General features: G+C 47.7%; 9 protein-coding genes. 4 read left to right on the top strand and 5 right to left on the bottom strand.

All coding sequences use genetic code 11. The features are described 5' to 3' along the window. Window positions 1-138 precede the first annotated feature (138 nt). Window positions 139-609: a low molecular weight protein-tyrosine-phosphatase gene (locus tag GMA8713_RS05580; protein WP_062706664.1), complete on the top strand. Its 471-nt coding sequence runs from the start codon at window positions 139-141 to the stop codon at window positions 607-609. Between the two features lie 179 nt (window positions 610-788). Continuing rightward, window positions 789-1,763, top strand: coding sequence for a LysR substrate-binding domain-containing protein (locus GMA8713_RS05585; RefSeq protein WP_062706666.1), 975 nt, complete (start codon window positions 789-791; stop codon window positions 1,761-1,763). 47 nt (window positions 1,764-1,810) lie between these two features. Here the strand turns inward: GMA8713_RS05585 and GMA8713_RS05590 are convergent, their stop codons facing one another. Beyond that, a complete protein-coding gene (locus GMA8713_RS05590) occupies window positions 1,811-2,200 on the bottom strand; it encodes a hypothetical protein (protein WP_062706669.1) in 390 nt (129 codons plus the stop codon). A gap of 8 nt (window positions 2,201-2,208) precedes the next feature. After that, on the bottom strand, window positions 2,209-3,528 hold the full coding sequence (gene potE / locus GMA8713_RS05595; RefSeq protein ID WP_062706671.1) for a putrescine-ornithine antiporter: 1,320 nt from the start codon (window positions 3,526-3,528) through the stop codon (window positions 2,209-2,211). Window positions 3,529-3,912: 384 nt separating this feature from the next. Between potE and adiA the strand changes: the two genes are divergently transcribed. Continuing rightward, on the top strand, window positions 3,913-6,207 hold the full coding sequence (gene adiA, locus GMA8713_RS05600) for an arginine decarboxylase (RefSeq protein WP_062706673.1): 2,295 nt from the start codon (window positions 3,913-3,915) through the stop codon (window positions 6,205-6,207). A 185-nt stretch (window positions 6,208-6,392) separates the two neighbouring features. Here adiA and GMA8713_RS05605 read toward each other — a convergent pair whose 3' ends face one another. The 3 genes from GMA8713_RS05605 to GMA8713_RS05615 all read right to left on the bottom strand — a co-directional run bounded on the left by GMA8713_RS05605 (window position 6,393) and on the right by GMA8713_RS05615 (window position 10,783). Then, window positions 6,393-7,691: an ABC transporter substrate-binding protein gene (locus tag GMA8713_RS05605; protein ID WP_062706675.1), complete on the bottom strand. Its 1,299-nt coding sequence runs from the start codon at window positions 7,689-7,691 to the stop codon at window positions 6,393-6,395. A 10-nt stretch (window positions 7,692-7,701) separates the two neighbouring features. Next, the gene (locus GMA8713_RS05610) at window positions 7,702-9,675 is read right to left on the bottom strand and encodes a methyl-accepting chemotaxis protein (RefSeq protein ID WP_062706678.1); all 1,974 of its coding nucleotides are present in this window, start codon (window positions 9,673-9,675) and stop codon (window positions 7,702-7,704) included. A gap of 355 nt (window positions 9,676-10,030) precedes the next feature. Next, window positions 10,031-10,783: a hypothetical protein gene (locus GMA8713_RS05615; RefSeq protein ID WP_062706681.1), complete on the bottom strand. Its 753-nt coding sequence runs from the start codon at window positions 10,781-10,783 to the stop codon at window positions 10,031-10,033. Window positions 10,784-11,102: 319 nt separating this feature from the next. On the opposite strand from GMA8713_RS05615, the gene cysB reads away from it, so the two are divergent. Then, entirely contained in the window at window positions 11,103-12,077 is a 975-nt protein-coding gene (gene cysB / locus GMA8713_RS05620; RefSeq protein ID WP_062706683.1) for an HTH-type transcriptional regulator CysB, read from the top strand. The last annotated feature ends 78 nt before the right edge of the window (window positions 12,078-12,155 follow it).

Here is a 12,155-nt window from a genome sequence, read left to right on the forward strand (position 1 = left end):
GTTGCGGGCTTTTTTTTTGTTTTTGACTGTAAAAGTATCTTTGAAATCCCTCCAAAACTATTTGTAAGTATCTTATTTATAATGGAATAATTTTGTTATATTCTAAGGTCTAGAGTAAAGTTTATTGTTTCTATCCCAATGAAAAATAAAAGAAAAACATCAATTCTCGTTGTCTGTATGGGCAATATTTGTCGTTCGCCTACCGGGGAAGCAATACTTCGTGCCAAAGCCAAAGCACGTGGTTTGGATGTCGAGATTGACTCTGCAGGCACCATTGGGTATCACGCGGGTTCTAAGCCTGATGAAAGGGCAAGGAAAGCCGGTGAAGCAAGAGGCTACGACTTTTCAGGGATTTACTCGCGTCCGGTTGAAGATGAAGACTTTGAAAAGTTCGATATGATCTTGGCGTCTGATAAAGCCAACCTAGCGGATCTTCTCGATCGTTGCCCTGACCACCTGCGAGCAAGAGTTTCCCTCTTTTTGAGCCATGGCAATGCTTCTTTGGCTGAGATTCCTGACCCTTACTACGGTGGGTCGCGAGGTTTTGAATTGGTATTGGATTTGATTGAGGAAGCCAGCGATAGTGTGCTGGATAAAGTGACAGCTTGATAACATTCAGCAACCCAACACAGAGAGCCCGCTTTGAGCGGGCTCAATTGTTTATATACAGAACAATGTTTGGCAATTTTGTCATACATCAAGCAATTTGGCGCCTTTAAGCTTGTTTAAAATTGATCGCTCTTATAAATTTAAGATCTATAGCAGAGTGCTTATTGTGGAGTAAGGGATTGAAACTTCAGCAGCTTAAATATCTAAAAGCGATAAAGGACAACAATTTAAATGTGTCCGCAGCCTCCCAATCGCTTTTTACGACCCAACCAGGTGTAAGTAAACAGGTTGGATTGCTGGAAAAAGAACTGGGTGTGAGGATTTTTGAACGCCGTGGTAAGAACCTCAGTGGCATAACTCCAATCGGTGAGCGAATCCTTGAACAGGTTGAACGCATGCTGGCGCTGGAGCAAAAAATCAAAGCACTGGCAAACGAGCATCTGGATCCAAGTGTGGGTACGTTGAATATCTACACCACTCATACGATTGCACGTTATCTGCTGCCAAATAGTGTGTCTTACTTCACCAAAAAGTATCCCAATATCAATTTTCACCTACATCCAACGCTGCCTCTGCAAACGAAGGGCGTGATCAGCAAAGGGCATTCGGATTTTTCGATCGTAGCTCATGATATCGGTGCAGATAACGATTTGATCCAATTGCCTGCTTATCTCTGGACTATGGGGCTGGTGGTGCCTGAGGAGCACCCGCTGGCAGAAGTACGAAAACCAACACTTAAGCAACTGTCTGAGTATCCGATATTAAGTTACGAGCCGGGTTCAACGGGTCGTCAGGTCCAGGATGAAGTTTTCAGCCGCGCAAGTATCAACCCGAACTATTTTATGACGGTGATGGATGCAGACGTGATCAAGCGTTACGTCCAACTCGGTTTTGGTATTGGTATTATCTCAACGTTGGCGGCTCGCGACATCGAAAACACGGGTCTGACATACATCAATCTCGACCATTTGTTTGAGCCATGTAACGCATGGATATGTTTCTCGAAAGATATCTTGCTGCAGAACTACATGTATGACTTCCTGATGTCTTTTTCGCCACACTTGACCAAAACATTAATGGAAAGTGTGCTGATGCAGAACAGCAGTGAAAAAGTCGACAAGCTATTTGAAGGCCTTGAGCTGCCCGTGTACTAACAGATAAAGTGATGTAAAAAACGCCAGTGTTGCTGGCGTTTTTGTGTTCAGCTGCGGGAGGGCTCCCCATCCGCAACTGCCGGTGTTCGTATGGTTCGGCCTTGGTTGTTGTTGAGTTCGGGATGATCCACTAGGAGGTGTTTGCGGATAGCCGGCGCTTCAGGTTCATTTTCCGGATGGTTCTGATGGAAGATGGGGGTTTTCGGTCGATAGACATGATGCGGCCTACCCTCTTCTAACACTGTTTCGGGAATGCGTTTGCCAATGATAATTTCAATGGCTGTCATGGCATCACTCGTCGGAACAGACTCGGTTTCAGACTCTTCAATCACGACTTCCTCGACAGCATGTAGAGCTGATGGAGAGAGCGTAATAGCCGCCCCCATCAACAACAAAATCGCCAGTTTCTTCATTGCTTGGGCTTCAATATCTGACATATCGCCTCCTACGCGGGTGTGCCATCGTTTCTGTCACGGGCAGCAACGAATCCATAGAAGATGTAGCCGAACATGGTGAGAATCGAACCCCAGAACACCGCCGATTGACCACAGGCATACACCCCATAGATACTGTAAATCACTGCGAAAGTACCGATGACAGCGGCGGTTTTATACTCTTTCTGACTAACATTTTGTTTACGGAGAATCACTTCAAGGCCAGTCAGTGACAGGATGTATGGCACCATATTGATAAATACCGCGAGATTAAGTAGTACGTTGAACTGATTGACCAGATTTGGCGAAATTGTCATCACAGCTAACAGCAATTCGAGCCCCAACATGATCAGCATGCCTTTGATTGGCGCATTATCCTTATTGACTTCGCCAAACACCTTTGGAAACAGCCGAATATCAGCAGCGGCCTTAGAAACCTGAGCGTTGGTGAACTGCCAACCAAGTAAGGAGCCGATACAGGCTATGACTGCCAGTGCAGTGATGACACTGCCGACGGTTTCATCAAACATGTAGGTATAAACCAGACCAAATGGCGCATCGGATTTGGCCAGCTCTGCATTCGGTATAATCCCCTGAATCACTGAAGTGGAAGTAATGTACACAATCGCTGTGAAGCTGGTGGCGAGCATACAAGCCAAGGGCACGTTCTTTTCGGGATTTTCCACAGCCCCCGAGTTAGCCCCTGCAGATTCAATCCCTAGAAAAGCCCAGAGCGTTAGAGCAATACCTGAAGACACTGCGGTGATGGTGGTGTCTTGGTGTGGATTCCAAGCTTCGGCAAAAACCTCAGGCTTGAACCAGAACCAGCCGACGACCGACAGCCCCACGACAGGAATGATAATTCCCCAGACAGTGATTGCAGATATTTGTCCGGTGATTTTGGGTCCCCAGAAATTGGCAACCATAGTGACAACCAAAATGGCGACCACGGCGGCAAAAGTGTGAATAGGGGTGGTTTTAATCCAAGGGAAGAAGGGCACTAGATAACCAGCAGCAGATACTGCAATCGCTACTGCACTGATCACCAGGCAGACATAATATGTGTATGAGGCAATGAAGAACGATGATTTTCCGTGTGCTTCATTGGCATAGGCGGACATTCCGCCATCTTTGTTGCAGTACATACCACATTTGGCAAATGCATAGGCAATACACATTGCTCCTAGCGCCGTCACCACCCAGGAGAGCAACGATATTGCCCCTGTTTGAGCGAGACTGGCCGGCAGCATTATGATGCCCGAGCCCATCATGTTTACAGTCACTATGGTGGTTAACCCCACCAGTCCCATTTTATTTTGTTCTGACGCCATACTGATTCTCCACTGCATTATTTGGGCATGAAATGCAGGTATTCAGCCTTGCTGCTTACACATTGGATTGACGATCTTCCGTCGATGCATCGAAACAAGTGAAAAGGCTTTGCCTGTCGAATTGAAAGTAGAAGCGGAGTAGAGAGTAGTTTGGTTCTTTTACAAGACAATCGCGCAGTTAGGTTAAATGAAACTAATTACACAACTGGCTGTAAGCCAACAAATTTAGGGGATTGACATTGCTCCTATTCGGCATTGCATCAGGTTTTATACATCTTTTTCATTCAATTTGTCTTTTTTGCGACTTTGTCTAATCGCGGGCTCTTCTATGGTGAATGGGATTCAAACAAAACACTTCTCCTCATTCAGTGTCGGAGCTTGGCTATGAAAACCTACGGAAAGAAATTTAATGTTCTGATCTTGGAAGAAGCCCATAAAGAAGGTGTAGTGGGTAATGCAATTGAGAGGCTGATTGCAGAACTGGAAAGCAGCGGTTCGCGAGTGATGGTGGCGACAAGCTTTGACGATTGTTACTCGGTGATTTTTTCAAATACCGCGCTTGATTGTCTGATGCTGACATCCGCCATGAGCGGCTCCCAGAGCGAAGAAAATGAGCGCTTCTATGTGTTGATAGAAAAGCTGAATCGCCGTCAGCAAAATGTACCTGTATTTCTGCTGGCTGAACGCAAGAAAATTACGCTTCACGTCACCCGTGAGATGATGGAAAAAGTCGATGAATTCGCCTGGATTCTGGAAGATACGCCAGATTTCATTGCAGGCCGTGCCATAGCAGCCATGAACCGCTACCGTAAACAGTTACTACCTCCACTGATGTCCGCACTGATGAGGTATGACGACATTCACGAGTATTCTTGGGCAGCACCGGGTCACCAGGGTGGCGTGGGCTTTACGAAGACCCCTGCAGGGCAACGCTTTTATAATTACTACGGAGAGGGACTGTTCCGCACCGATATGGGGATTGAGCGTGGTAGCTTAGGCTCACTACTCGACCACACAGGCTACTTTGGTGATAGTGAGCGTTATGCTGCCAAGGTGTTTGGCGCTGATCAATCCTACTCGCTGGTGACGGGCACATCAGGCTCTAATCGCACCATCATGTCGGCTTGTATGAACGAGAATGATCTGGTGATTTGTGACCGCAACTGTCACAAGTCGATCGAGCAGGGACTGATGCTCTCAGGTGCTCGTCCTATCTATCTGCTTCCAACACGAAATCGCTACGGCATTATTGGTCCTATCTATCCTGACCAGCTTTCAAAGCAGGTGCTTGACCAGCGTGCAAAAGATTACTCGCTGACCAAAGATTACGCCGACCAACGTGCTGTTTATGCTGTGCTGACAAACTGTACCTATGACGGTCTTTGCTACAACGCTGAAAGGGCGCAGGACATTCTGGCTGACAGCAGCGACCGTATTCATTTCGATGAAGCTTGGTACGGTTACGCACGCTTTAACCCAATCTACGAAAAACACTACGCGATGCGCGGCGAGCCAACCGAAGATCCTGACGCGCCAACCGTGTTTGCGACTCACTCTACCCATAAATTGCTGAATGCCTTATCCCAAGCGTCTTGGCTGCATGTGAGAAATGGTAAAGGTGCCATCAGCTTTGAGCGCTTCAATCAAGCGTACATGATGCACGCGACCACCTCTCCGCTGTATGCGATTTGTGCATCGAACGATATTGCCGTATCGCAGATGGCCGGTAACCGAGGCCATTCGTTGACGCTGGAAGTGATTCGCGAAGCGGTGGATTTCCGTCAGGCAATGGGGCGGTTGAATCGAGAGTACACAGAAAATGGTGATTGGTTCTTCACGCCGTGGAATGCGGACACTGTCAAAGACCCACAAACTGGGGAGAGTTACGCCTTCGAAGATGCGCCTGCAGACTTGTTATGCGAGAGTCAGGATGCCTGGGTGATGCACCCTGGTGATACCTGGCACGGCTTCGAAGACATGCCTGCAGACTGGTGTATGCTCGATCCAATCAAGGTCAGTATTCTCGCGCCGGGTATGGGAGATGATGGCAAATTGCTTGATAAAGGTGTACCAGCCGCACTGGTCACACTCTACCTGGGACGCTTCGGTATAGTGCCAACCCGTACCACGGATTTTCAGGTGATGTTCCTCTTCTCAATGGGTATCACCAAAGGTAAGTGGGCGACACTGGTCAATACGCTAATGGGCTTCAAACGTCATTACGACAACAACACACCGCTGGTGGATTCGCTGCCTGATTTGGCGTCAGATTTTCCAGATGTCTATGGCGATATGGGGCTTAAGGATTTGGGTGACAAAATTTTCAGTTACCTGAAACAGCACAATCCGGGGGAAGTGTTGAATGCTGCTTATGAAACGCTGCCAGAAGCTGTGATGACACCACGCGCCGCTTATCAGGCTATCGTCGCTGATAACGTGGAAATGGTGCCTTCGCATCAACTCGTTGGGCGTGTTGCTGCTAATGCGGTTATCCCATATCCACCGGGCATTCCGATGTTAATGTCCGGAGAGAGCTTCGGTGACGAGAACAGTCCGCAAATCAAATATCTCAAGAGCCTTGAAGTGTGGGATGAAGAATTCCCTGGCTTTGAAAAAGAAACCGAAGGGACAGAGATGCATGATGGCATTTACCATGTAATGTGTGTAAAGCATGTTTAGGTTTTAAGGATGAATAAGGCCTATTAGTCCAGACTGTTGCATTAATTAGCGTTATAGGTACTCGAATATCACGAGAGCAGTACGGATACCCCGAACCTACTACAGACCTGTGACCTTGATGTGCTGGAAGCATCCAATGACAGAAAACCCGGCGCAAAGGCCGGGTTTAGATTTGTTCATTCCTATTACAACAAAGGCGCACAGTTACAGTTGCCGTTTGAGGCACTTTGCTTGCTTTCTTTCTGAGGCTGATACCATTCCTCAAGGCCATCTTGCAGTTGCTTAGCAGCTTGAGCAGGGCTCATTTGGCCTGTCATCACACCTACGCTGGTTTCCCAAATCTCAAGTTCGAAGTTTGGCTCTCCACGGGACAGAAACTGTGCCGAGTTACGGATGGTCGAATCACACTGGTCACGCCAGGAGATCATTTCCTGTGCTATTGGGTCTTTTACATCAAAGAAGTGGTTCGACAGCGAGAAAAAGCCAGAGATTTCGTTGGTCAAAAGCTCAGCAAATTCTGCGGTCGTCATCCATTTTAGGAAAGTCTCAGCTGCTTCCGGGTTTTTCGACTTGGCATTAAGGCCCATACCCAGATCAGTATGGTCACTAAAATAACAAGCATCGCCTCGTTGCTCTACTGGTGGGGGGAATACGCCCATGTTCACTTTTCCGCGGAAGGTGTCAATGTCCCAAGAACCCGCCGGATAAACGGCGGCTTTGCCGTCAGCAAACATTTTGATCGCGTCGTTATATCCGCGCTGATCAAAGTCATCACCCATGTAGCTTGCCCACTTACTAAGCTCACGGAAGGTATCGCGATACGGCTTGCTATCTGCACGTTCTTTACCGGTCAGCAGGCCATCACGGCCATCTTCGCCTTTCCAGTAAGTTGGGCCAATGTTCTGGAAGCCCATAGTTGCAGCTTCCCATTTATCTTTGGTACCCATTGCCAGTGGCAGGTAACCCGCGCGCTTGGCTTTCTCTAATGCCCAGTAGAAATCGGCTTTGGTCACAGGCTCATTCACGCCGACTTCTTTAAAGATATCTTTGTTGTAGAAAAAACCATGGATCACAGATGCCATCGGCAAACAAAAGGTCTGTGCGCCGGAGTCGGTTTGCCATGGTGCCAGTGCGAAGCTTGGGAAGTTTTCCACTCCTTCCATTTCGGTCACTTCTTTCAAAAGACCGCGCTCGAATAGACCCAGAGAGCCATCAAAGGGGCGACAGGCGATCAGGTCCCCCGCTGATTGACTTTCAAAGCGTGCTTCCATGTCATCGCTCCACTTGGAGGCATCCAGATCCGGTGGCGAGCGGTATTCCACTTTTATGTTTGGATAGTGCTTGTTGAACGCAGGGATGATTTTCTCATTCCATACCGCGTCGTCACTACGCCAGGAGTCAATCACCAGTGTGGTTTGTGCATTCACCAGCGTCGAAGCGGCAAAGGTCAGTGCTGCAATAGGCAGCAGGGCTAATTTCTTCATTCTCTGCTCCTTAGACGCGGAAGTTGCCAATCAGGTTTTGCTGGTCTTGTGCCAGATCCGCCAGTGCTTCACTGCTCGATGCTGATGCTCTTGCATCTTTCTCCGCTTCATAAGCCACGTGTGCAATGCCGTTGATGTGCTCTGCCACATCATGGCTCACTTTGATTTGCTCTTCGGTTGCCTGCGCGACATGCACCGCCATCTCGTGAATAGACTTCATACGTGACACAATGTCCTGCAGGGTTTCGTCTGTCAGGCGGGTTTGGGTCAGACATTCTTCCATCTGCTTCTGGCTGGTGTTCATGGTTTCTGCCATGCGTGATGCGTTGCCTTGCAGGTTGTTGATCATTTGCTGGATTTCTTCTGTCGACTGCTGGGTGCGAGTCGCCAGAGCGCGTACTTCATCAGCAACCACCGCAAAACCACGGCCATGAGAGCCTGCACGGGCTGCTTCAATTGCTGCGTTCAGCGCCAGCAGGTTGGTTTGTTCTGCGATATCTTGAATGACATGCAAGATAGAGCCAATGCTGTTGGAGTACTGGTTAAGCTGCTGGGTGTTGTTCACCGCTTCTTCGATGTTTCCAGAGAGCTGTTCGGTTAACTGGCGACTGCGGGAAACCTGAGAACGACCGCTATTCGCTGCATCGTTAGTGCTTTCAACTTCTGATACGGTCAACTCAGTAGAACGCGAGATTTCCTTGGCGCTCACTTCCATTTCAGAAATAGCAGCAGCAACCTGATCGGTGCGGGACTTCTGATCTTCTACGCGGGACATGGCGCTTTCGCTGACGTTCGCTGCGCGGCTCGCTTCGTCCAGTAGATGTTGCGCACCGTCCCCGAATTTCGCCAGTGTTTGTGCCATGGTGCTTGCCAGCTCATCAATAGAGCGGCTGAGTTCACCAAATTCATCCTGCCCATTGTAATTCGCGCGGGTACGCATATCGCCATCAGTCATTTTGTCCAGCACGTTTCGAATCAGCGCCAGTGGCTTTTGGATGCTGCGTGTCGTGCTAACACCAACCCAAAGGCTGAAAACTGCAGCAATCGAAGTCATCAGAATCACGTATAGGAAAGCTCCACTCACTGCCGCTTCAGCATCTTTACGGCTGCTGGTGGCCAGTTGTTGTGCATACGTTGCATAACCTTCCAGTTGACCCTGGATGTCTTCCATCTGGCGGTTGGTACGCTGGCTTTCCTGATGAAGGCGGGCATTGACTTGCTGTTGTTGGCTAAGTACATCAATGAGACCATTTTCATCTAGCGTCAGGGATTCAACTTTCTTTAGGTTGCGCGAGTATCGTGCTTTTACGTCTTCTTCTACGCTAATAAGTTCTAGACGCTTGAACGCAATTTCAATGTCTTTCGCCATGGTGGCCCGAAGTTTGTCGAGGTTGGTGTCCTGATCGGCGCGGCGCAGCATTTTCAGGTCACGGGCAATACCACTGGTGATGAGTTCTGCACGGTTATGTAGTGAGCGCTTCACAGAAGCTTTTTGTAAAAGAAGGTTAGCAGCCCACTGGTAGGTGTCTTCCAGACGCAGGAATTTCAGATCTAAGGCTTCGCGTTCTGCGATTAGCTGGTTGGATTGCTTTTGAAGCTGGATTAGCACTTTCGCCTGCTCAAAATAGCCGTTTGAAGCTTGGGCGATGGTATTGAGTTGTTGACTTTCATTTTCATTCGGACGGCCCTGTTGTGCAGTATTCAGAGTGTCGAAGAAGCGGCGTTTTTGCTCTTCAAAGGTCTGATCAATCTGGCTTGCTTCAGATGTGTCATTGTGAAAGGTTCTGACCAGCTGGTTGGTGCGCATCAACTGAGTGATCAGGTTTCCGGATGCAACAACCATTGGGGTGGATTGGTCGGTTATTTGTTCAACTTTACCCTGTAGGGTCCTGGCGCTGAACAGGCTGACGCTGCTAAGTAGTGACATTAATACGAACATTAAGACAAAACCTGCAACTGTTCTCTGTACGACGGACAACTTCATTGTTCTCTCACTCTACAACAGTCTGGCGATGGGGATTCAAAAGCTACGCAGCGTATTCCGGCAGCTTAGAGTCACAACGGCTTCTAAATTTACAGCTCTAAATAAAGACTTAGGAGAAGCCAAAAAGGTTGAGGATTGTGACATCAAACATTCTTATCGGCACGCCGTACGTTATTCTTTAATAAAAAAATGCTATCTGACGCACAATTAATTCGCAGGTGAAAATAAATACTGACCAGATGGGTCAAAAAAGATTCGTTGCTGCAGGGATACTTGGCTTCAAGGCGATTAACCGAGTGCTGGCGGGCACAAAAAAGCCCCGCATGGGGGCTTCCTCGATTGGAAAGTTAAAGCATTACCACTTCTTCTTGGGAGCGAACAGTTCGTCGAGCTCGTCGCCTTCTTTTTTCGGCTGTTGAGCTGCGGCTGTTTTGTTCAACGCGGTATTAACGTCTTCTAGCATGGCAGAGAGATTTTCCTTCGCTGATTGGCAGTATGGATCGTTCTTAGCGCTAACCACATCCAGGGCTTTCTTAAGCAATTGTTGGGCGGTACCCATCTGGCCTTTAATCTTGGCATCGTTAACACGTTTCAATACATTCTCGATGTTGATCTTCATCTGCATCTGCTCAAGACGTGAGTTTTCAGCCACGAACGCTTGAGTTTGCATACGACCTTTTGTGTGCTCGGCCTTAATCACGGCGCGCAAACGCTTCACCAGCTTTAGCATAGAAATCGCTTCACGATCACTGTCTGGTACTCGGAAAGAAGTCGACTCTTTATTCTGATAAGTCTGATTGATCTGGTTAACCTGCTGCTGAACGTCAGCAATGCGTGTTGGTAGAGAACGATCGCTCTTGTCGATCTCATGCATGGTTTTCAGGGCATCAAGGATTTTCTGGTTCAGACAAATCAGCAGGGACCCACTATAAGGAAGGTTATGCGCGTTACCAATCAGCTCTTCAGTGGCATCAATAACTGCAATATATTTAGCCATTTCCTGGCGTTTTGATGACTCTACACGCTGACGTTGCTGGGCCATAATGTTGTAGCCAACAATAAGACCAAGCAAAATGACGCAAAGGCCAACAATTAAGGCGATATTCATAAGTGAGCGTCGATAATCCCTGTTAAAACGATGACTGACTAAGATACACGATCTACAGATAGGGTCATAGTTTGTTAATACTATTTTCGATCTTAGCTAAATTATGACGTAGCGTAACCCTTTTATCCAACTTACTGCGCCAGAACGCACGTTTATTTATAGTGCTATCATTAAGTTACCACCCGCAATCGTTGTCCGTGAGTCTGAGTGAGACAAGGTATTTTGGGCGCTGGGTAAAGGTTACGTGACATAAAACTACGCCTCCGCTTATTTTGGCGCTATAACAGCATTAGCCCCATTTCTTGCTTGCTGCAACATTATGAAATTACAACAACTAAAATATATCGTCGAAGTGGTTAACCACGATCTCAACGTTTCCTCAACGGCAGAAAGCCTCTATACGTCACAACCTGGTATCAGTAAGCAAATCCGAGCCCTGGAAGATGAACTTGGTGTGCAGATCTTTGGCCGTAGCGGTAAACACCTGACTAAACTCACCCCTGCTGGTTGTCAGATTGTTGAAATTTCGAGAGACATTCTCTCCCGTGTAGACAGCATTAAATCGGTGGCGCAGGAGTATACCAACCCGGAGCGTGGTCAATTGAATATTGCCACCACCCACACCCAGGCAAGATATGCCTTACCGGACTTGATTTCACGATTTGTGAAGCGTTATCCGAAGGTATCACTGCACATGCATCAGGGAGCGCCAAGTCAGATCGCAGACTTTGTATTGAAGGGGGCTTCTGACTTTGCTATTACAACAGAAGCTTCACATTTATACGAAGATCTACTGATGTTGCCTTGCTATCACTGGACTCGCTCTTTGATTGTGCGGAAAGATCACCCACTGGCGCAGCGCTCCGCTATTACAATCTACGACATCGCCCAATATCCGCTGGTAACATATGTATTTGGTTTTACTGGAAGGTCTAGTCTGGATTCCGCGTTCAATAAAGCCAAGCTCAAGCCAAATATCGTTTTTACTGCAACCGATGCTGACGTGATTAAGACTTATGTTCGTTTGGGGGTAGGTATTGGTGTGATGGCGCGTATGGCCTATGACAATGAATTGGATAAAGATTTGGTTGCGATCGATGCGAGCCATATTTTTGATGCCAGCACAACAAGAATTGGGTTTCGAAGAGGCACAGTCCTTCGCAGCTACATGTACGATTTTATTGAGAGTTTTGCGCCACACCTAACCCGCGAAACAATTGAGAAAGTGATGCTGATGAAAGACCTCAATGAAGTTGAAAAGTTCTTTAGTCAGTTTGACCTCCCAGTAAGGTAGTTATCGTAAAAGGAAGCTCTGCACCTCTCCCCCGAGTTGGGTATATACTTCGGCTGTTTTCTGGAGATTCCGCAATGT

This window comes from Grimontia marina (assembly GCF_900060185.1).
Classification (GTDB): domain Bacteria; phylum Pseudomonadota; class Gammaproteobacteria; order Enterobacterales; family Vibrionaceae; genus Enterovibrio; species Enterovibrio marinus.